The sequence below is a fragment of the Trinickia sp. EG282A genome, assembly GCF_040965455.1.
GTDB classification, from domain to species: domain Bacteria; phylum Pseudomonadota; class Gammaproteobacteria; order Burkholderiales; family Burkholderiaceae; genus Trinickia; species Trinickia symbiotica.
Window position 1 is genome coordinate 1,160,095 of the sequence record NZ_JBFRCC010000002.1, and the last position, 20,490, is coordinate 1,180,584.

Consider the following 20,490-nt stretch of genomic DNA (forward strand, 5'->3'; position numbering starts at 1 on the left):
CCTCTCTCGCGCGCCCGCCCATGAGCGGCAAGCGCGCGGTCGCGATCTGGATCGCGCTCGCACTCGGCGCAAGCGCGATCTTCGTGGCGGCGCTGACGCTCGGCAGCGTCGAAATGACGCCGTGGCGCGCGCTCGCGGCGCTCGTCCATACGCGCGGCGCCGGTCTCGATTCGAGCGCGGAGATCGTGCGCACGCTGCGGCTGCCTCGCGCGCTCGCCGGATTCGCCTGCGGCGGATTGCTTGCGCTTGCCGGCGCGCTTCTGCAGGTCTTGCTGCGCAATCCGCTCGCCGACCCGTACGTGCTCGGCGTGTCGGGCGGCGCGGCCGCGTCCGCCGTGTTCGCGCTGCTCGCGGGCGCGGCATGGTGGACGGTCGATGCGGCGTCGTTCGCCGGCGCGATCGTCTCGATCGCGCTCGTGCTCGGCCTCGCCAGGCGCGACCTTTGGCGCGGCGAGGCGCAGGAAGCGTCGCCACGGCTCCTTCTCACGGGCGTCGTGCTCGCGACGGGTTGGGGCGCGGTCGTCACCCTTCTCCTGACGCTCGCGCCCGACGAGCGCCTGCGCGGCATTCTGTTTTGGCTGACGGGCGATCTGAACGGCGCCGGCGCGCCGTGGCCGGCCGTGGCCGCGCTCGTCGTAGCCGTAGGCATCAGCGTGCCGGTGGCACCGCAACTCAACGTGCTGTTGCGCGGCGAAGCGCTCGCGGCGACGCTCGGCGTGCCGGCGGCAGCATTGCGGCTGCGCATCTATCTCGTCGCATCGCTCGCGGCCGCCGTGGCCGTGACGACGGCGGGCACGATCGGCTTCGTCGGCCTCGTCGTGCCGCATGCGCTGCGGCTTGCGTTCGGCAACGATCAACGCATGCTCGTGCCCGCGTCGGCGCTGGCGGGCGGTATCGTCGTGATGGGCGCCGATCTCGTCGCTCGCACGGTCATCGCTCCCGCCCAGCTACCCGTCGGCGTGGTGACGGCGATGGTCGGCGTGCCGACCTTTCTCTGGATGCTCATGAGGCGACGCGCATGAGCAACGAAGGGACGAACCGCGCGTTGTCGACGGAAGCGCTGATATTGCGCGCGGGCGAGCGGCTGTTGCTCGACGGTCTGACGCAGACGTTCGGGACGGGCGAAATCTGGTGCGTCGCCGGGCCCAATGGCGCCGGCAAGACGACGCTGATCTCGACGCTCGCGGGATTCCTGCGGCCGGCCGCGGGGCACATCGTGCTCGATGGCGAGCGCCTCGACAAATGGCCGGCGGCGCGGCTCGCGCGGCGTCGCGCGCTGATGCCGCAAAGCACGCACGACGCGTTCAGCGCAAGCGTGCTCGACGCGGTTCTCCTGAATCGCTATCCGTATCTGAGCGGCTGGGGTTGGGAGGCCGAAAGCGATCGCGCGGCGGCCCTCGCCGCGCTCGAAGCCCTCTCGCTCGGCGCGCTCGCGGCACGCGACGTGCGCTCGCTCTCGGGCGGCGAGCGCCAGCGCGTTTCGCTGGCCGCGGCACTGAGCCAGGACGCACCGCTTCTGCTGCTCGACGAGCCGCTCGCCCATCTCGATTTACATCATCAAATCGAATGCCTGACGACATTGGTCAGCTGGATGAAAGGTGCGCCGCGCACGATCGTGTTTTCATGTCACGATCTCAATCTCGCACGCCGCTTCGCCACGCATGCGCTGCTGATGGACGGCGCCGGCGCTGCTTACGCGGGGCCGGTGACGGACGTATTGACTCCCGGGCTCGCGAGTCGCGTGTTCGGCTACCCGCTCGTCCTGATCCGACAGGACGGCTATGAAGCGCTCGTGCCGGCGCTTGCTCACGATTTGTGACCTACCGTACTGCTCATGAATACTCCACTCCCGCTGCCCGTCGTCGAACCACTCGATCGCTCGTTGGAAGGCACGCTTTCACGGATCATCGACACGAAGACGAAACCGCCGGGCAGTCTCGGCATGCTCGAACCGCTCGCGCGCCGGATCGGCATGATTCAGCAGACTGTGCGGCCGTCGATTCGGCGGCCCACGATGATCGTCTTCGCCGGAGATCACGGAATCGCGCAGGAGGGCGTGAGCCCCTATCCGCAGGCCGTCACGGCGCAGATGGTCGCCAATTTTCTTGCGGGTGGGGCAGCCATCAACGCCATCAGCGGCGTAACGGGATGCACGCTCGAAGTCGTCAACGCGGGCGTGGCGACGCCGCTCGGGGCGCTGCCGGGACTCGTCGACGTTCCGATCGGCCCCGGCACGCACAATTTCGCTCGCGAGGACGCGATGACGCGCGAGGAGGCCCTCGCCGCGTTGCTCGCGGGCGCGGCACGCGTCGATCATCATGCGTCCCTCGGCACCAACGTGGTCGGCTTTGGGGAGATGGGAATCGCTAATACGTCGTCGGCGGCTTGTCTCATGAGCCGGCTCGTCGGCGTGCCGATCGACGAGTGCGTCGGTCGCGGCACGGGCCTCGACGACGCGGGGCTCGCGCGCAAGCGCAATGTGCTCGCCGGGGCGCTCGCGCGTCGCCGCGGTGCGATCGAACCGCTCGACGTGCTCGCCGCCTTCGGCGGATTCGAGATCGCGATGATGACGGGCGCTTATCTTGCGGCCGCGCGCGCGAAGATGACGATACTCGTCGACGGCTTCATCGCGTCCGCCGCGCTCGTCGTCGCGCACGCGCTCGCGCCCGCCGTCATCGACTATTGCGTGTTCGCTCATTTGTCGGACGAAGCCGGGCACCGGCGCATGCTCGACCATTTCGACGCGAAGCCGCTGCTCTCGCTCGGCATGCGACTTGGCGAAGGCACCGGCGCCGCGCTTGCGCTGCCGATCCTGCGCGCGGCCGTCGCGTTTCTCACCGAGATGGCGAGCTTCGAATCGGCCGGGGTCGCGACGCGCGGCGAACTCAGCGAGGACGCGGGTGCGCGCTCCGGCCCGCCCGACCCGTTGAATCCATCCGGCGCATCGGGCACCGGGAGCCCCGGGCGATGAAAGGCGTGGGCGAACCGCCAGGGCGCGCGGACGCGCGCTTTGCCGATCCCCGCGTGGAGTTTCGCTATCTATGCGCGGCGCTCGGCTACTTCACTCGCATACCCGTGCCGCGCGGGTTTGGCGGCGACGCGTCGGATCTTGCCGGGGCGATCCGGTATTTCCCGCTCGTCGGCGCACTGGTCGGCGCCATCGGCGCCGTGACGTATCTTGTCGCGCTGCGTGTCTTGCCTCCGTCGATCGCCGTGCTGCTTTCGATGGTCGCGACGCTTGCGGCAACCGGCGCTTTCCACGAGGACGGGCTCGCCGATTGCTGCGACGCGTTCGGCGGAGGCGCGACGCGCGAAGACGTTCTGCGGATCATGCGCGATTCGCGGATCGGCGCGTTCGGTGCCGTTGGCCTCGTCGTCGCATTCGCGCTCAAGTGGCAAGCGCTCGTCGCGCTGCCGCCGCTCGTCGCGGCGTGGCTCATGATCGCGGCGCACGCCGCGAGCCGGGCGATGGCGGCGAGCTTTCTCGTGACGCTTGACTATGCGCGCCCCGAGGGCAAGGCCCAGCCCGTCGCCCAGCGGATGTCGCCGCGCGCCTACGGACTCGCCGCGGCGCTCGGGCTGCCTTGGCTCCTCTGGCCGGATTGGCGCGCCGGGTTGTTGGCGCTCGGCGTCGCGTTCGTGCTGCGTGTCGCGATCGCCCGGTACTTCACCAAGCGCTTGGCGGGATACACCGGCGATTGCCTCGGCTTCGCGCAGCAAATCTTCGAGCTGTCGATATATCTCAGCGTGCTCGCATGGATCTCCTCCTGATTCGTCATCCCGCGACGGCCATCGACGCGGGCATCTGCTATGGCCGCAGCGACGTGCCGCTCGCCGGCGACGCGCGCGCGGCGTCGGATGCGCTTTTCGAGCGCTTGACCGGACTCGGCGCACCGCCGCCCCAGACGCTCTGGACGAGCCCGCTGCGACGCTGTGCAAGCGTCGCGGCGTGGCTCGCACGCGATTGCGGTTGCGTCGCGCGGGCCGATCCGCGATTGCAGGAAATCGACTTCGGCGCATGGGAGCGCATGCGCTGGGACACGATCGATCGCGCGGCCCTGGACGCATGGGCGGCCGATTTCGTCCATGCGCGTGTGCATGGGGGCGAGAGCGTCGCGCAGTTTGCGGCGCGCGTGGCCGCCTGGTTCGAGACAAGAGTGGCGCCGCCCGGCGCTTCGGGCGCTTCCGGCGCTCGGCGTGGCTCCGGCGTAGCGGCTCCCCAAGCGCTTCCACGGTCGTCGGCCGCGCGCGTTCTGCCGGGGGCGCCCGGCTCCGCAGCCACTGGATCATCGGTTTCGCCCGGTTCGTCGGCTTCGGAGAGCCGGCTGCCTGTCGAGGCCCCCACTTCGCAAGGGGCTGCGTCTTCGATATCGCCGGCGAGCGGCGTCGAAGCGCCGACGGCCTACGTGGTCACCCATGCGGGCGTCATTCGGGTGCTCGCCTCGCTTACGCTCGACATCTCCCTCAAGGAACTGCAGGAGTGGCCTCTCGATCTCGCCGCCATTGTCTGGCTGCGCCAGGAAGGCGACGACGGCGGCGGTTGGCGCCTCGTTCGATGGAACGCCTGAGCGCTCCGCGCCGCGCCCGTAGGGGCTACCGTTCGGGATTCTGGCCGCGTTGGTTTACTTCGGACGGCGTGAACGGGCGATGTCGAGATCGCGGCACAGAGCCGCGGCACCGAGCGCGAAGCGCGGTCCGGGCCGGTCGATGAGGTCGGCGTCGAGGACGAAGAGGTTGCCGCGGGCGACGGCCTCCAACCGGGGCCAGGCGCGCCACATCGCGAACTCGGGTGCGCTCGCTTCGAGGAGGTCCTCGCGGGGGGCGCCCGAGACGGCTGCGTTTGTCGACGCGCCAGAGGCAAACGCCTCGGAGGCGCCCGTTTGCTTCGTTGCCGCGACCGGATCGGCCGTGACGATCGCCTCGGGGTTCGCGGCGATCACGGCCTCCGTCGAGACGGTCGGCACGAGCGGCGCGAGGCCGGCAAAGACGTTGCGGCCGCCGCAGAGGGCGATCGCATCGCTGACGATATGCGTGCCGTTCAGCGTCATGAGCGGCCGGCTCCAGACCTGGTAGAACACGTTGACCGGGGGCCGGTCCGCATACTGCACGCGCAGCTTTGCGATTTTTTCCCGGTATTCGCGCGCGGCGGTGTCGGCTGTCGGCTCGCTGCCGAGCAGCACGCCGAGTTTTTCGAGGTCCGTGGCGACGTCGTCGACCTTCTGTGGTTCGCTGCGAAAGATCGCGATGCCGAGCGCGCGCAGCTTCGCCAGCTGCCGTTCGTCGTTGCCATGCCGCCAGACGACGATGAGGTCCGGCTTCAACGCGACGATGCGCTCGAGATCGAGTGCGGTGTTGCTGCCGACGCGCGGCAGCGCTTTCGCGGCGGGCGGATAGTCGCTGTACGAGACGGCGCCGACGAGCTTCGGGCCGCCGCCGGCCGCGTAGACGAGCTCGACCGTATGCGGCGCGAGCGCGATGACGCGCTGTGCTGGCGCTGCGAGCGTCACTGTGCCGCCCGTGTCGTCGGTCACCGTCAGCGCGGCGTGCGCGGCGAGTGAGGCGCCGAGCGCGAGCGTAGCGGCGAGGCGGGTGGAGATCGTCCGAACGCAGGCGCGGGCGGGCAACGCCGTCCGTCGGCGAAGAGACGGCTTCATCGCGCGCCTGCCCCTTTGACTGCGAGTGGCAGCCCCGCCACCATCAATGTCGCGTGTTTCGCAAGGCTCGCAACGCGTTGGTTCAGCCGACCAAGCTCGTCCACGTAACGGCGCGTGACCGAGCCGAGCGGCACGACTCCCAAGCCGATTTCGTTACTGACGACGATGATCTTGCCTTGTGCGGCGGTGAGGGCGGCCTCGAAGGCGTCGAGGTGAGCCGTCAGTGTCTCGGCCGCAAGCGCCACCGGCTCGTGAAGCGGAGAGTCGGCGGGCGCGTTCGAGTCCGCGGTGTCGATCGGGCAGAGCAGGTTGGCGAGCCAGAGCGTCAGGCAATCGATGAGTACACAATGACCGCCGCGGTCGGCGCCGCGCAACGCACCGGCCAGATCCGCGCCGGCTTCGACGAGTCCCCAATGCGCGGGCCGCCGCGCGCGGTGATGGGCGATGCGGGCGGCGAATTCGTCGTCGGCGCCGCAGGCCGTGGCGATGTAGGTAACGGGTCGTGCGCTCGCCACCGCAAGCTGCTCGGCGTACATGCTTTTGCCCGAGCGCGCGCCGCCGAGCACGAAGGTGATGTCCGGAATGGTGTTCATCGGCGCGATTGTATCGTTCGGCGCCCCGCATGGTCGTGGGTCGTGCCGACCGGGACTTCCTCCGGGAGCTCCCGACGGTGCTCCCTCCGGTCACCCCCACGGGGACTTCCTCCGGGAGCCCCCAGAGGGTGCTCCCTCCGGTCGTCCCCACGGGGATTTCCTCCGGGAGCCCCCCAAAGGGTGCTCCCTCCGGTCACTGTTTGGGGGGCGGGCGATTTGCCGATATTATCGTCAGCGCGATGCCTCTGATAAGTTGTGAGCGAAATGGCAAACCGGCCGCGCGGCGCGGCCTTCTACCGGGAGACTGCATGACGGTAATCGTGGTGGCCAACCCCAAGGGCGGGGTCGGCAAGAGCACGCTATCGACCAATCTGGCGGGTTATTTCGCTGCGAACGGCGAATGGGTTGCGCTCGCCGATCTCGATCGGCAGCAGTCCGCGCACGACTGGCTAGCCCTGCGGCCACAGGGTTTGCCGCCGATCGAAGCATGGGAGGTCGATCCGGACCAGCCAGCGAGGCCGCCCAAGGGGCTCGAGCACGCCGTCGTCGATACGCCGGCCGGCCTGCGCGGAAACCGTCTCACCGCGGCGCTCGGGCTTGCCGACAAGGTCATCGTGCCGCTGCAGCCGTCGTTGTTCGATATTCTTGCAACGCAGCATTTTCTCGAGCGCCTCGCCGAGGAGAAAGCGGTGCGCAAAGGCGCGATCGAGATCGGCGTAGTGGGAATGCGTGTGGACGCCCGCACGCGCTCGGCCGATCAGCTCCACCGCTTCGTGGAGGGCTTGAAGCTTCCGGTGCTCGGCTATTTGCGCGATACGCAGAACTACGTGCAGCTCGCCGCGCACGGCCTCACGCTGTGGGACGTCGCGAAAAGCCGCGTCGAGCGGGATCTCGAGCAGTGGGAGCCGATTGCCACCTGGGCCGCCAAGTCCAAATAGGCGAAGGCGTCATCGGCCCGTCGGAAGAACCGTCAGGTCCAGTTTTGCACCGGCACGTGGCCGCGACTGCCTTTCGCTTTGTTGTGCTCGTCGACGAAGACGAGCTTGGGCTCCCAGCCCGCTTTGAGCTCCGCTTCGTCGATCATCGCGAAGGCCGCGATGATGACGAGGTCGCCGAGCTGCGCGCGCCGCGCGGCCGAGCCGTTCAGCGAGATCATGCCGCTGCCGCGCTCGCCGCGGATCGCATAGGTGGAGAACCGCTCGCCGTTGTTGATGTTCCAGACGTCGATGCGCTCGTTTTCGACGATATTCGCCGCTTCGAGCAGATCCTCGTCGATCGCGCACGAGCCCTCGTAGTGCAGCTCGCAATGGGTGACGACGGCGCGGTGGATCTTCGATTTGAGCATATGGCGCTGCATGATCGTTTCCTCAGATCTCGAGATTGTCGATGAGGCGCGTCGCGCCCAGCTTGGCGGCGCTGAGCACGACGAGCGGTGCGTCCGTTTCGTGCGCGGCCGGCGCGACGAGGTTCGAGCGTTTGCGCACGGCGATGTAGTCGGGTTTCCAGCCGCGTGCGGCAAGGCTTGCCATCGCCTCACGCTCGAGCTTGCCGAAATCGCGCTCGCCCGCGAGCACGGCCTCGCGCAAACGCGCGAGCGTGACCGCCAACATCGGCGCTTCGGCGCGCTCGGTTTCGCTCAGATAGCGGTTGCGCGAGCTCAGCGCGAGACCGTCCGCGTCGCGCACGGTCTCGGCGGCAATGATGTCCGTCTGCAGCGCGAACTGGTGGCACATCCGCCGCACGATCATCAACTGTTGGTAGTCCTTTTTGCCGAAGACCGCCACGCGCGGCTGCACGCAGGCCATCAGCTTCATGACGACCGTGCAGACGCCCGTGAAGAAGCCGGGACGGAACTCGCCCTCGAGGATATCGCCGAGGTCGTGCGGCGGGTGCACGCGGTACTCCTGCGGCTCGGGATACATATCGCGCTCGGTCGGCGCGAAGAGAACGTAGACGTTCTCCTTCTCGAGCTTCTCGACGTCGGCCTCGAGCGTGCGCGGATATTTGTCGAAGTCCTCGTTCGGGCCAAACTGCAGACGATTGACGAAGATGCTCGCGACGACCGGGTCGCCGTGCTGGCGCGCCAGCCGCATCAGCGACAGGTGCCCCTCGTGCAAATTGCCCATCGTCGGCACGAACGCCGTACGGTTCTGGCCGCGCAACTGGTCGCGCAATTCCTGGATCGAGCTGATGACTTTCATGATGGCCGGGTTTTCGCGCTGGCGCGAGCGGTTTCAAGGCGCGCCGATTGTAGTGGATTTACTCGTGGGTGGCACTCGAACGCAATGGAACGCTTGAACGCTGGAACGTGCCGCCGGCCGGAAGCGCCCCGATGCCCACCGCGTCAAGCAGGCAAGTAAGCGAGCCGCACGTAGATCGGAGCGAATGCCTCCGCCTGCGTAATCTCGATCAGCGATTCACGCGAGAGCTCGAGCATGGCGATGAAGTTGACGACGACGACGGGTACGCCGCGCGACACGTCGAAGAGTTCCGAGAACTCCATGAAGCGTGCGTTTTGCAGCCGCCGCAGGATGAGGCTCATGTGCTCGCGCACCGAAAGCTCCTCGCGCGAGATCTTATGGTGCTGCACGAGCTTTGCGCGCTTCAGCACGTCGGCCCAGGCGGCGCGTAGATCGTCCGTCGACACGTCCGGGAAGCGCGGCGCGATGCTTTGCTCGATGTAGACCTGAGCGCGCAGAAAATCGCGCCCGAGCTGCGGCAGGCGATCGAGCTGCTGCGCCGCGAGCTTCATCCGCTCGTATTCGAGCAGGCGCCGTACGAGTTCGGCGCGCGGATCCTCGGCTTCGTCGCCCGTATCGGCTTTCTTGACCGGCAGCAGCATGCGCGACTTGATCTCGATCAGCATCGCGGCCATGAGCAGGTACTCCGACGCCAGCTCGAGGTTCGACTTGCGCAGTTGCTCGACGTAGCCGAGGTATTGCGCCGTCACGTCGGCCATCGGAATGTCGAGAACGTTGAAGTTCTGCTTGCGGATCAGGTAGAGCAAAAGGTCGAGCGGACCTTCGAACGTCTCGAGGAAGATTTCGAGCGCGTCCGGCGGAATGTAGAGGTCCTGCGGCAGCTTGAAGAGCGGCTCGCCGTAAAGGCGCGCGAAAGCGACGCCGTCGACCGTGTCGGGCGTCGTATCGGTGGCTGGCGCGGTCAGCGCCGCTTGCGGCTCACGCGAGCGCTCGACCTCGTCCGCGGCGCTCACGCTCAGAAGTTCTGGTAGTAGACGTACGGCGTCTGCTTTACGCGGGAAGCTTGCTGATTGGCGCGCTCTTCGAGATCGACAGGCTGCTTGTCCCAAAGCAGCGCACGGCCGCGCCGCTGTTCCTCTTCGAGCGTGGGCCGCTGCTGTTTCAGTTCATTGAGAAACTTGGTGATATCCGATTGATACATGGCTCGACGATCGCGGAAAATGGGGAAGAGTCGAGATCGGGCGTACCCTCTCGATGAATCGAGATTTTAGCGCATGCGCGGCCAGCCGGAACAACGCGCGGCGAGCGCCGTCCAATCCCGGCGCGCGCCCGGCGCGCCGACAAAGAAGGGAGGGCCCGTTTGCGGGACGCCGTAACCGATTCGCCGCGTGGCTCGCGCCGCGTACGCAAGCGCGCCGCGCCGGCCGCGGCGCTCGCGCTCGTCGTGCGGCCCCTGAGCCCCCCGCGGCCCCCGAGGCCCGTGCAGCCCGTGACGCTCACGGGCTGCGTGCGCGGCTGGCTTCTCGCCGCGCTGGGCGGATTGCTCCTCGCGCTATCGGCGCCGGCCGCCGCCCGATACCGCATCGACATCGATGCGCCGCGCTCGGTCCGCAAGCTGCTCGAGCAGCATCTCGATCTGGCGCGCTTCGCCAAGCGGGACGACGTCAGCGACGATCAATTCGAGTTCCTCATTACCGCCACGCCGCAACAGGTACGCGATCTCGTCGCGACCGACGGTTACTTCTCGCCCGTCGTGCGCACCGACGTCCGAACCGCGGATGGCAAGCGAAACGTTACCGTGCACGTCGATCCGGGCCCGCGCACGACCGTTACTTCCGTCGAGCTCGCGTTCGAGGGGCCCGTTTCGACGGAGGCGCCCGCGCGCGAGAACGCGGCGCGTTTCGCCTTTTCGTTGCACGTCGGGGATCCGTTCACGCAATCGGGTTGGAGCGAGGCGAAGGACGCGGCGTTGAAAGCGCTGCAGGCGCGACGCTATCTCGGCGCCAAGATCGCCCGTTCGGAGGCGCGCATCGACCCGCTGCGAAAGTCCGCGGCGCTTTCCGTGACGTTCGCGAGCGGGCCGACCTTCACGCTCGGTCCGCTCGACGTTTCCGGCGTGCGCCGCTATCCGGGGTGGATCGTGTCCAACGTCAATCCACTGTCGGTCGGCGAGACCTACAACAGCGATCGCATCGCCGAGCTCCAGCGCCAGCTGCAAAATACGCCGTACTACGCGAGCGTGGCGATCGACATCGACAACGACGCCGACAAGCCGCACGATACGCCGGTCCATGTGAAAGTGAGCGAGTTTCCGTATAACAGCGTGCGCAGCGGCGTAGGCTATGCGACCGATACGGGTGCGCACATCCAGGGAGCCTACTCGTACTTGAACACGTTCGGCGCCGCCTGGCCGTTTTCCGTGCAAGGCCGGCTCGACCAGATCCAGCAATACGGTCAGATTCAGCTCTCGATGCCGCCGGGCAAGCGCGGATGGGTCAACAGCGCGCTCGCCTCGTACACGACGACGAACGTCTCGGGCACGCGCATCTACAGCGCGCGCGCGGGCCTGCAGCGCACGCGCACGTCGCAGTTCATCGACTATGCCTATTCGATCGAGTACTACTCGGACCGGCTCGATCAGAATACGGCGGGCCCAACCACGAGCCATGCGCTCATGCCGCAATGGTCGTGGACGCGCCGACACGTCGACGACCCGCTCTTTCCCCGCTCGGGTAACCTGCTTCATGCGGAAGCCGGGTTCGCGATCAAGGGGCTGCTCTCGGATCAGACGTTCACGCGCGCCTACGCTCGCGGCGAGCAGTATCTGCCGATCGGCAAGCGCGATCTGATGGTGTTCCGAGCCGAGTTCGGCGGCGTATTCACGACGGGCGGCTCGCGCGGCATCCCCGCTTCGCTGCTCTTTCGCGCGGGCGGCTCGAACTCGATCCGCGGCTACGGATTTCAGAGCATCGGCACGACTGTCGACGGCTCGGTCTTGCCGGCGAAATATCTGATGACGGGGACGGCCGAGTATCAGCATTGGTTCTCGCACGACTGGGGCGCAGCCGTGTTTTACGACATCGGCACCGCGACCGACACGTGGCACGACAAGACGTTCTATCCGGGCGTCGGCGTCGGCGCGCGCTGGCGCAGCCCGGTCGGGCCGATCAACGTCGATCTCGCCTACGGCATCCGCAACCGGAGCGTGCGGCCGTACCTGACGCTTGGCATCGCTTTTTGAGTTCCCCGGAGCATGACAAACGAATTGCCGCCCTCGCCATCCGCCGCCACGAAGCCGCACGCTCCGCCTTCGCCACCCGGCGGCGCCGCGCCACCTGGGCCGCCAGGGCGGCCCGAACCGCCGCGGCGGCGTCGGCATCGCGCCTTGCGCGCGGCGTTTTGGACGGCCGGCGTGCTCGTGGTTCTCGTTGCGCTCGCCGCGCTTGCGCTCTACGGCGCGCTGACGACCGAGCGAGGAACCCGGCTCGCCTGGCGAGCGGCAGTCGCGGTCGCGGGCGGCCGCTTGTCGGGCACGCTGATCGGCGGCACCCTCGAGACGGGCGTGCGGCTTGCCGACGTCCGTTGGCGCAGCGGCGCGACGACGTCAGCCGAGGCGCCAGCAGCAGCGGCGTCGAGTGCAACGAGTGCGTCCGGGCCGGCGGCAGGCGCCACCGATATCCGCATCGATCGCCTGACGGGGCGCTGGGCGCTCACGCACTCGCCGTGGCGCTTCACCGTCGAAGAACTGAGCGCCGGCACGATCGACACGCAGCTCGCGCCGTCCGGCCGCCATGCGCCGCTGAGGCTGCCGACGAACCTCAGGCTGCCGCTGGAGCTCGATATCCGATCGGTTGCCGTCGACAGGCTGCGCCTTCGGAACGGAACCAGCACGGAGGAGTACGATCGATTGAGGCTGCATGGGCGCAGCGACGGGCGCCATCATGCGCTGTCGCTCGACGGGATCGACACGCCCTACGGCGCGGTCACCGCGGAACTGTCGCTCGATGGCGTTCGGCCCTTCGCGCTCGCCGGCGACGTCGGCTATGCCGGCAATGTCGACAAAGAGGCGGTGCGGGCAAGCGCGCATTTATCGGGCACGCTCGAAGCGCTCGCCGCCGATGTCGCCGCGAGCGGCTTCAAGCTCTCGGGCCAAGCGCACGTCGAAGCGGAGCCGTTCGCTGCGGTTCCGCTCAAGCGCGTCGCGCTCTCGTTCGCCCATGTGAATCCGCAGGTTTTCAGCGCGGGCGCGCCGTTCGCCGACTTGTCGATCGAGGCGCGGCTCACGCCTGTCGGCGGCTCGAGCGGCGCCTCGCTCGTCGTCGCGGGACCGCTTTCCATCGTCAACGCCAAGCCGGGGGCGATCGACGCCAGGTTGTTGCCGCTGATCGACGCCCATGCCGACATCCGGTTCGACGCAAACACCGAGCGCATCGACAACCTGCGCGTGAGGCTCGTGCCCGGCGCGACGCTCACGGGCGGCGGCGTGCTGCACCGTGGGAAGGGTCGTTTGAACCTGCATGCGACGGGGCTCGACGTCAATACGTTCACGCCATACGTGCGGCCCACCGCGTTCGACGGTCCGATCGGCATCTCGCTCGACGGCGGGACGCAGGCGGTCGATTTCGATCTGGCCGACGGTCACGCGCGGCTCGGCGCGCGCGCCAAGGTGACGCTCGACCGAACGCGGATCGCGTTGCAGGGCGTGCGCGTGAGCGCAGGGGCCGGCCGTGTCGAGCTCGACGGCACGCTCGCTCGCGATACACGCGAGACCTACGAGTTGCGCGCGAAGCTCAGCGATTTCGATCCGCGTTTGCTGATGGCTTCTGCGCACACGGCGAAGGCGCACCCGCCAGCGGGCGGTGCGAAGGTGCCCGCAACGGCGACCCGAGGCGCCACATCCAGACCACCCAAGAAGCTACCGAAGTTGCCGGAGGCCCGTGTGACGGGGACGCTGGCGGCGACGGGCGCGCTCGCGCCGGCGTTCGCGACGAAGCTGCGCTTCGAGCTCGGCGAGAGCGTCTACGACGGTTTCCCGCTCACGGGCGCGGGCACGGTGCAACTCGTCGGCAAGCGGCTGCTGCCGAGCGACGCGGCGCTTTCGATCGCGGGCAACGACGTCGAGCTGCACGGCAGTTTCGGCGGCCGCGGCGACCGGTTGCGCTTTCACGTCGCGGCGCCGAGCCTCGATCGGCTCGGATTCGGCCTGGCCGGCACGATCGTCGCCGATGGTGATCTGACGGGCACATTGGCCCATCCGGATGCGACGTTGACGTACGACGCCAAAGACGTCGCGTTCGGAGAGAACCGTGTCGGGGCGGCCACGGGCCGCGCGTTGATTCGCGACGGCGCGAACGGGGCACTCGAATTCTCGACGGATGCGCGCGACGTCCATACGAATGCGGGCGACTTCACGAGCCTGTCGGCCCATGCGAGCGGCACGCGCGCAAAGCATACATTCGATGTGGCGGGCAAAGGCACGGTGCGCGGCCGGCCCGTCGACCTGACGCTGGCCGCCTCGGGCGGCTTGCAGGAGACCCCCGGCGGCCCGCGCTGGGACGGCACGGTGACGCGTTTGGCGAACCGCGGCATGCCGTCGCTCGAGCTGCAATCGCCGCTGGCGATAACGGCGTCGCGCGACCTGATCACGCTCGGCGCGACGCGGCTCGCGCTCGAAGGAGCGCGCTTCGACCTTAAATCGTTCGCGTACGATCGCGGGGCGCTGAGCTCGGCCGGATCCGCCACGAACCTGTCGATTGGCCGTCTGCTCGCGGTACGCGAGGAATTGACCGGCACGCCGTCGCGCGCGAGAAGCGATCTCGTGCTCGCGGGCGATTGGGACTTCTCGGTCGGCCGCACGGCGCGCGGATATGCGCATATCGATCGCGTCGGCGGCGACCTATCGGTCGATACGGGGCGCGGGGGGCTGGTGCCGCTCGGGATCACGGCGCTCAGCGCCCGCGTGGAAGCGAGCGGCGGCACACGGATCACGGCGACGCTGCACGCCGCGGCAAGCCGGGTCGGCAAGGCCGATGCCAATGCGAGCGTGCCGCTCGCGCCCGACGCGGCGCGCGGCGGCTTGCTCAGTGTCAGCGCCGATGCGCCGCTTGCCGGCGCGGTGACGGCCGACGTCCCGTCGCTGACAACGACGGGCGGACTCATCGGCCCGAGCTACCTGCTCGACGGCCATCTTGCGCTGAAATTGACGCTCGCCGGCACGGCGGCGAAACCGGCCGTTTCGGGCTCGCTGACAGGCGACGGCCTTTCGGCGACATGGGTGGACCAGGGGGTACAACTGAAGGATGGCGTGGTGCGCGTGGCGCTTTCGAACAATCTCGTCGAATTTCGGCAGGTCGAGTTCCACGGCGGCAAGGGCACCCTGCGCGCGACGGGGCGCATCGGGCTCGATCGTGCCGAGCCCGATCTGACAGCGCAAATCGTCGCGGACAAGCTCGAGCTCTTCGCCGCGCCCGATCGACAGCTCTCGCTCTCGGGCAGCGCGACGGTCGCCAATGGCGGCCCCGAAGGCGGGATGGACATCAACGGCAAATTCAAGGTGGACCGTGCGCACTTCGATATGCCCGAGCGGCCGGCGCCGAAGCTGTCGGACGACGTCGTGATCGTACGCGACAACGGGGGCCGGCCGAGCGGCGGCAATGCAACGCGCGCGTCGTCCGACACGACGCAATCGATGAACAAGCCCGTCGGCCGTTTCGCGCCGCGCGCCAACATCGATATCGATCTGGGCTCCGATTTCCGCTTCCGCGGCCAGGGCGCCGATCTCGGCCTGCGCGGCATGGTGACGCTGATGTCGGCGCCGTTGAAGCCGCTGCGGGCTATCGGCAACGTGCGCGTGACCGAAGGCTCGACTTACACGACGTTCGGCCGCAAGCTCGCGATCGAGAATGGGTTCTTCACGTTCAACGGCCCCGTGGCGAATCCCGGCATCAACATCCTGGCGATGCGGCGCAACCAGGACGTGGAAGCGGGGGTACAGGTCACGGGTACGGTCGGCGCGCCAGTCGTCAAGCTCGTCTCCGAGCCGAACGTGCCCGACGACGACAAGCTCTCGTGGCTGCTGTTCGGCCATGGGACCGATCAGGGCAACAACCTCGGCCAGCAAAGCACGATGACGACGGCGCTCGCATTGCTCGGCAGCGCGACGGGCAAGCGCGTCGCGCAAACGGTCGGTCTCGACGAGGTCTCGGTGGGACGCAGCGAGGTGGGCCTGACCGACCCGCAGGTCGTGATGCTCTCGAAGGCGATCACCGAGCGGCTCGTGCTCGGCTACGAGCAGGGCCTGCAATCGGCGAGCAATGCCTTCAAGGCCACCGTGAATCTGTCCCGCTTCTGGTCCATTTCCGCTTACGGCGGCACGTTCGAGGGCGTCGACGTCAGCTTCAGCCGCCGTTTCGACGGCTTCTGGTCGCGCGAGCGCCGGTAATCAGGCCCACCAGGCCCTAACGCACGCGCATGCCCGGCCGCGCGCCGCTGTGCGGCTCGAGGATGTAAAGGCCGGGCTCGGCTTTTTCGTCGGCAGCCGAGGCCGCGAGCACCATCCCTTCGGAGACGCCGAACTTCATCTTGCGCGGGGCGAGGTTCGCGACCATCACCGTCAGCTTGCCGACGAGATCTTCGGGGCGATAGGCCGACTTGATGCCCGAGAAGACGTTGCGCGTCTTCGCCTCGCCTACGTCGAGCGTGAGCTGGAGCAGCTTGTCGGAGCCTTCCACGGCCTTGCAATCGACGATGAGCGCCACGCGCAGATCGATCTTGGCGAAATCGTCGATGCCGATGACGCCGTCCGCGTTCGCGCTCGCGACGGCCGCCTCGGCCTTGGCGCCTTTCGCGCCCTTTCCGTTGGCCTGCTGAGCCTTGCCGGCCTCGGCGGGCTGAGCGCTTTGCTCGGCGGGCGCGCCGTTCGCGGGCAGCAGGCTTTGGCGATTGGCCGCGACGAGCGCTTCGATCTGCTTCGCGTCGACGCGCGTCATCAGATGCTTGTAGGCATTGATCGGCCGTTCGGACGAGAGCGGCCGAGCGGCGTCCGCCCAGACGAGCGGCGCCACGCCGAGGAACGCTTCGACGTTCTCGGCGAGCACCGGCAGCACCGGTTTCAGTGCGATCGAGAGCAGGCGGAACGCTTCGATGCTGACGCTCACCGTCTCGTGCAAGGCAACGGCGTTGGCCGGGTCTTTCGCCTGATCCCAAGGCTTCGCTGTGTCGACATAGGTGTTGACGGCGTCCGCCAGCTCCATCGTCTGGCGGATGGCGCGGCTGTACTCGCGCGCTTCGTAATGCGCGGCGATCTGCGGCAGTGCCGCGCGCAACGTGTCGAGCAGCGGATGGCGCATCGCGCTGTCCTGCACGCGTCCGTCGAACCGCTTCGTCAGAAAACCGGCCGCGCGGCTCGCGATGTTGACGTACTTGCCGACGATGTCGCTATTGACGCGCGCCTGGAAGTCCTCGAGGTTGAGGTCGATGTCTTCCATCGTCGAGTTGAGCTTGGCGGCAAGGTAGTAGCGCAGCCATTCGGGGTTGAGGCCCGTTTCCACGTAGCTCGACGCGGTGATGAAGGTGCCGCGCGACTTCGACATCTTCGCGCCGTCGACGGTCAGGAAACCGTGCGCGAAGACGTTCGTCGGCGTGCGGTGGCCCGAGAACTCGAGCATCGCGGGCCAAAAGAGCGTATGAAAATAAAGGATGTCCTTGCCGATGAAGTGATACTGCTCGGCGTCGGAGCCTTTGCGGATCCAGCTCTCGAAGTCGAGCCCCTTGCGCGCGGCGAGGTTCTTGAAGCTCGCGTAATAGCCGACGGGCGCGTCCAGCCAGACGTAGAAGTACTTGCCCGTCGCCCCGGGGATCTCGAAGCCGAAATAGGGCGCATCTCGCGAGATGTCCCAGTCGGCGAGCTTGGCCTCGCCCGCCTCGCCGAGCCACTCCCTCATCTTGTTCGTGGCCTCGGGCTGCGCGAGGCCGCTGACCCATCCGCGCAGGAACGCTTCGCAGCGCGGATCGGAAAGTCGGAAGAAGTAATGCGTCGACGTCCTGCGCACCGGCGTGGCGCCCGAGACGACCGAGTACGGGTTGATGAGGTCCGTCGGCTGATAGGTGGAGCCGCAGACTTCGCAACTGTCGCCGTATTGGTCCTTGGCGCCGCACTTCGGGCACTCGCCTTTGATGAAGCGGTCCGGCAGGAACATCTCCTTGACGGGGTCGTACGCCTGCTCGATTTCGCGCGCATCGATGAACCCCGCGTCCCTCAGGGCGAGGTAGATCGACTCGGACAACTCGCGGTTTTCTTCCGACTCGGTCGAGTAGTAGTTGTCGTACGAGATGTGAAAGCTCGCGAAGTCACGCTGATGCTCGCGCGCCACGCGCTCGATCAGCGCGGCGGGCGTGATGCCCTCTTTTTCGGCCGACAGCATGATCGGCGTGCCATGGGCATCGTCGGCGCAGACGTAGTAGACCTCGTGCCCGTGCATTCGCAGCGCGCGGACCCAGATATCGGTCTGGACGTGCTCGACCATGTGGCCGAGGTGGATCTGTCCGTTCGCATAAGGCAAGGCGGACGTGACGAGAATCCGGCGGCGCGGTGCGTCGGTGCTGGCGGCGAATGGGGCGTGCGATGTCATCTGCGTTTCGGGACGGACTGCCGGTGCAAGGGGAAGCAGCGATTTTAACAGGCGGGGCACGCTTCATCGTGCCGGCGGCCCACGGCGGGCGATTCGCGCGGCACGGGGCAAAAGGCCGAGGCAAAAAAAACCGGGGCAATCGCCCCGGAGCAACAACGACAAGAGGAGAATGGTGACGCGGCTGGCTCGCGCCAACCACGTACCAATTCTAGTGACAGCGAATCGCTCGGCGAGTTCGAAATTTTTTTCGATTCGTTTACCGGCAGATTCCGGGCGGCTTCCGCGCCCGTCCGACGGGGCTCCCAGCCGATGTCGGCAGAGCCCCGCGGTGTCCCCTCTTTAATCCTTACTGATAACGAGGTTGTTGACCGGGCTGAGCCGTCGCACGCAAATAGATCTCGACACGGCGATTTTGGGCACGACCCGCGTCGGTATTGTTGTCGGCGACCGGATTGTTCTCGCCGTAGCCCTGCGCGGCCAGGCGGTTGGGCGAAATGCCGTGCTGGGTCAGATAAGTGGCCACGCTCTGGGCGCGATTCACCGAAAGCGTCTGGTTGTACTGGGGGCTGCCCGTGCTGTCGGTATATCCGCGAACCTCGGCGACGAGCTCGGGATGCTGCTGCATCTGCGTCGACAGCTCGTTCAGCGTCGGGTAGAGCGCCGGGTTGATCTGGTAGCTGTTCGTCGCGAACGTCACGTTGCTCGGAATGTTCAGCTTGAGCGAGCCGTCCGGCTGCTCGCTGACCTGCGTGCCCGTTCCCCTCGACGCCCCCGAGAGTCGGTTGCGGATCGCATCCCACTTGTAGCCCGTGATGCCGCCGAGCAGCGCACCGGCGCCGGCGCCGATCGCCGCCCCCTTGCCGCCGCCCGCGAGCGCGCCGATCACGGCGCCCACGCCGGCGCCGGCGCCCGTGCCGTAGGCGGCGTTCGTCTGGTCTTGCGACGCGCAGCCTGCGACGAGTGCGCCGACCACGGTCAACACTGCCAGGCGGGTCACTGTTTTCGCTTGCATTTTTCAGGTCCTCTCATAAAAACGTGTCGGAACGGCGTAACCGTGCCGCGCGCGAGCGTCAGCCGACGCCCGCGGCGCGAACCACTACAATAGCGTTTATGCGGCCGGATGCGGCCCCACGGTGTGCCGACGCGAAGGTGCCCCTCGGGCCTCGTTTTGGCAATGGCACGCAACATTTTTTTTCAATTTTCCGCTTAACGGCGAGCGGGGCGCCGGTCGCCGCAATGCGAGCGCTGCCGATCCGCCCGTTCGCCGCAAGCCGTTTCCTTTCCGGAGTCGTCTCAATGAGCATTGATCGGGCCTTGGTCGACGCTGCCCTCGCGGCCGTCACGGACCCCAACACGGGCCGCCCGTTCTCGGCAGCGAAAGGCGTCAGGAACGTCACGATAGACGGCACGACGGTGCGTGCCGAAGTCGTCCTCGGCTACCCCGCCAAAACGCGGCACGAGGCGCTGCGTGCGCTCGTCGAGGGCGAGTTGCGCAAAGTGCCCGGCGTGGAGCGGGCCGAGGTCGCGATCTCGCAGTCCATCGTCGCCCATGCCGTGCAGCGCGGCGTCAAGCTGCTGCCGAACGTCAAGAACATCGTCGCCGTGGCCTCGGGCAAGGGCGGCGTCGGCAAGAGCACGACGGCCGTCAACCTGGCGCTCGCGCTCGCGAGCGAAGGCGCGTCGGTGGGCGTGCTCGACGCCGACATCTACGGGCCGTCGATCCCGACGATGCTCGGCATTCATGACCGGCCCGACTCGCCGGACGGCCAGTCGATGAACCCGCTCGAAGGCTACGGGGTGCAGGCGAACTCGATCGGCTTTCTCGTCGAGCAGGACAACCCGATGGTCTGGCGCGGTCCGATGGTGACCTCGGCGCTCGAGCAGCTCCTCAGGCAGACGAACTGGCGCGAGCTCGACTATCTGATCGTCGACATGCCGCCCGGCACCGGCGATATCCAGCTCACGCTCGCGCAGCGCGTGCCCGTGACCGGAGCCGTCATCGTGACCACCCCGCAAGACATCGCGCTCATCGATGCGAAGAAGGGCTTGAAGATGTTCGAGAAGGTCGGCGTGCCGATTCTCGGCATCGTCGAGAACATGAGCATCCATATCTGCTCGAATTGCGGTCATGCCGAGCACATCTTCGGCGCGGGCGGTGCCGAGCGGATGGCGGGCGACTACGGCGTCGAGCTGCTCGGCAGCCTGCCGCTCGATATCGCGATCCGCGAGCAGGCGGACAGCGGGCGCCCGACCGTCGTTGCGGAGCCCGACGGGCGCGTTGCCGAGACCTATCGCGAGATCGCCCGCAAGGTCGCGATCCATATCGCCGAGCGCGCGCGCGACATGACGTCGAAGTTCCCGAGCATCGTCGTGCAGAACACCTGAGCGCGGTTGCGCCCCGGCCGTTCGGACA

17 protein-coding genes and 1 pseudogene are annotated in these 20,490 nt (G+C 67.7%); 10 read left to right on the forward strand and 8 right to left on the reverse strand.

Annotation, left to right across the window (positions count from 1 at the left end; genetic code table 11):
- The first annotated feature begins 20 nt into the window (after positions 1 to 20).
- From AB4Y31_RS13295 to AB4Y31_RS13320, 6 genes and pseudogenes are all read left to right on the forward strand, one after another.
- A complete protein-coding gene (locus tag AB4Y31_RS13295) occupies positions 21 to 1,022 on the forward strand; it encodes a FecCD family ABC transporter permease (RefSeq protein ID WP_368674286.1) in 1,002 nt (333 codons plus the stop codon).
- Positions 1,019 to 1,819 carry an ABC transporter ATP-binding protein gene (locus tag AB4Y31_RS13300; protein WP_368674287.1) on the forward strand — a complete coding sequence of 267 codons (801 nt, stop codon included), beginning with the start codon at positions 1,019 to 1,021 and terminating at the stop codon, positions 1,817 to 1,819. The genes AB4Y31_RS13295 and AB4Y31_RS13300 overlap by 4 nt, the downstream gene beginning before the upstream one ends.
- 15 nt (positions 1,820 to 1,834) lie before the next feature.
- The gene (gene cobT, locus AB4Y31_RS13305) at positions 1,835 to 2,971 is read left to right on the forward strand and encodes a nicotinate-nucleotide--dimethylbenzimidazole phosphoribosyltransferase (RefSeq protein ID WP_368674288.1); all 1,137 of its coding nucleotides are present in this window, start codon (positions 1,835 to 1,837) and stop codon (positions 2,969 to 2,971) included.
- On the forward strand, positions 2,968 to 3,771 hold the full coding sequence (locus AB4Y31_RS13310) for an adenosylcobinamide-GDP ribazoletransferase (protein ID WP_368674289.1): 804 nt from the start codon (positions 2,968 to 2,970) through the stop codon (positions 3,769 to 3,771). The genes cobT and AB4Y31_RS13310 overlap by 4 nt, the downstream gene beginning before the upstream one ends.
- A pseudogene (locus AB4Y31_RS13315) lies at positions 3,756 to 4,139 on the forward strand (histidine phosphatase family protein); the annotation flags it as partial. The gene AB4Y31_RS13310 and the pseudogene AB4Y31_RS13315, both read left to right, overlap by 16 nt.
- A 267-nt stretch (positions 4,140 to 4,406) precedes the next feature.
- Positions 4,407 to 4,568, forward strand: coding sequence for a histidine phosphatase family protein (locus AB4Y31_RS13320; protein ID WP_368674512.1), 162 nt, complete (start codon positions 4,407 to 4,409; stop codon positions 4,566 to 4,568).
- Between the two features lie 54 nt (positions 4,569 to 4,622).
- Here the strand turns inward: AB4Y31_RS13320 and AB4Y31_RS13325 are convergent, their stop codons facing one another.
- Both AB4Y31_RS13325 and cobU read right to left on the reverse strand, forming a co-directional pair.
- Positions 4,623 to 5,654, reverse strand: a complete 1,032-nt coding sequence (locus AB4Y31_RS13325; protein WP_368674290.1) for a cobalamin-binding protein — start codon at positions 5,652 to 5,654, stop codon at positions 4,623 to 4,625.
- Positions 5,651 to 6,247 carry a bifunctional adenosylcobinamide kinase/adenosylcobinamide-phosphate guanylyltransferase gene (gene cobU / locus AB4Y31_RS13330; protein WP_018443112.1) on the reverse strand — a complete coding sequence of 199 codons (597 nt, stop codon included), beginning with the start codon at positions 6,245 to 6,247 and terminating at the stop codon, positions 5,651 to 5,653. The genes AB4Y31_RS13325 and cobU overlap by 4 nt, the downstream gene beginning before the upstream one ends.
- A 308-nt stretch (positions 6,248 to 6,555) precedes the next feature.
- On the opposite strand from cobU, the gene AB4Y31_RS13335 reads away from it, so the two are divergent.
- Positions 6,556 to 7,185, forward strand: a complete 630-nt coding sequence (locus AB4Y31_RS13335; protein WP_020566479.1) for a ParA family protein — start codon at positions 6,556 to 6,558, stop codon at positions 7,183 to 7,185.
- 32 nt (positions 7,186 to 7,217) lie between these two features.
- On the opposite strand, the gene panD is transcribed toward AB4Y31_RS13335, so the two are convergent.
- The 4 genes from panD to AB4Y31_RS13355 form a co-directional block, all read right to left on the reverse strand.
- The gene (gene panD, locus AB4Y31_RS13340; protein ID WP_018443110.1) at positions 7,218 to 7,604 is read right to left on the reverse strand and encodes an aspartate 1-decarboxylase; all 387 of its coding nucleotides are present in this window, start codon (positions 7,602 to 7,604) and stop codon (positions 7,218 to 7,220) included.
- 10 nt (positions 7,605 to 7,614) lie between these two features.
- On the reverse strand, positions 7,615 to 8,448 hold the full coding sequence (gene panC / locus AB4Y31_RS13345) for a pantoate--beta-alanine ligase (RefSeq protein ID WP_018443109.1): 834 nt from the start codon (positions 8,446 to 8,448) through the stop codon (positions 7,615 to 7,617).
- Positions 8,449 to 8,591: 143 nt separating this feature from the next.
- Positions 8,592 to 9,461: a ScpA family protein gene (locus AB4Y31_RS13350; RefSeq protein ID WP_368674291.1), complete on the reverse strand. Its 870-nt coding sequence runs from the start codon at positions 9,459 to 9,461 to the stop codon at positions 8,592 to 8,594.
- Positions 9,462 to 9,463: 2 nt separating this feature from the next.
- Positions 9,464 to 9,649: a DUF3460 family protein gene (locus tag AB4Y31_RS13355; protein ID WP_107151909.1), complete on the reverse strand. Its 186-nt coding sequence runs from the start codon at positions 9,647 to 9,649 to the stop codon at positions 9,464 to 9,466.
- Between the two features lie 330 nt (positions 9,650 to 9,979).
- Here AB4Y31_RS13355 and AB4Y31_RS13360 point away from each other — a divergent pair, with 330 nt between their 5' ends.
- On the forward strand, positions 9,980 to 11,689 hold the full coding sequence (locus AB4Y31_RS13360; protein WP_368674513.1) for an autotransporter assembly complex family protein: 1,710 nt from the start codon (positions 9,980 to 9,982) through the stop codon (positions 11,687 to 11,689).
- A 12-nt stretch (positions 11,690 to 11,701) separates the two neighbouring features.
- Positions 11,702 to 15,889 carry a translocation/assembly module TamB domain-containing protein gene (locus AB4Y31_RS13365; RefSeq protein WP_368674292.1) on the forward strand — a complete coding sequence of 1,396 codons (4,188 nt, stop codon included), beginning with the start codon at positions 11,702 to 11,704 and terminating at the stop codon, positions 15,887 to 15,889.
- A gap of 16 nt (positions 15,890 to 15,905) precedes the next feature.
- Here the strand turns inward: AB4Y31_RS13365 and metG are convergent, their stop codons facing one another.
- On the reverse strand, positions 15,906 to 18,077 hold the full coding sequence (gene metG, locus AB4Y31_RS13370) for a methionine--tRNA ligase (RefSeq protein WP_368674293.1): 2,172 nt from the start codon (positions 18,075 to 18,077) through the stop codon (positions 15,906 to 15,908).
- Between the two features lie 346 nt (positions 18,078 to 18,423).
- Positions 18,424 to 19,089, reverse strand: a complete 666-nt coding sequence (locus AB4Y31_RS13375) for an OmpA family protein (protein ID WP_018443104.1) — start codon at positions 19,087 to 19,089, stop codon at positions 18,424 to 18,426.
- A 284-nt stretch (positions 19,090 to 19,373) separates the two neighbouring features.
- Here AB4Y31_RS13375 and apbC point away from each other — a divergent pair, with 284 nt between their 5' ends.
- Entirely contained in the window at positions 19,374 to 20,462 is a 1,089-nt protein-coding gene (gene apbC / locus AB4Y31_RS13380; RefSeq protein WP_368674294.1) for an iron-sulfur cluster carrier protein ApbC, read from the forward strand.
- Positions 20,463 to 20,490 lie beyond the last annotated feature (28 nt).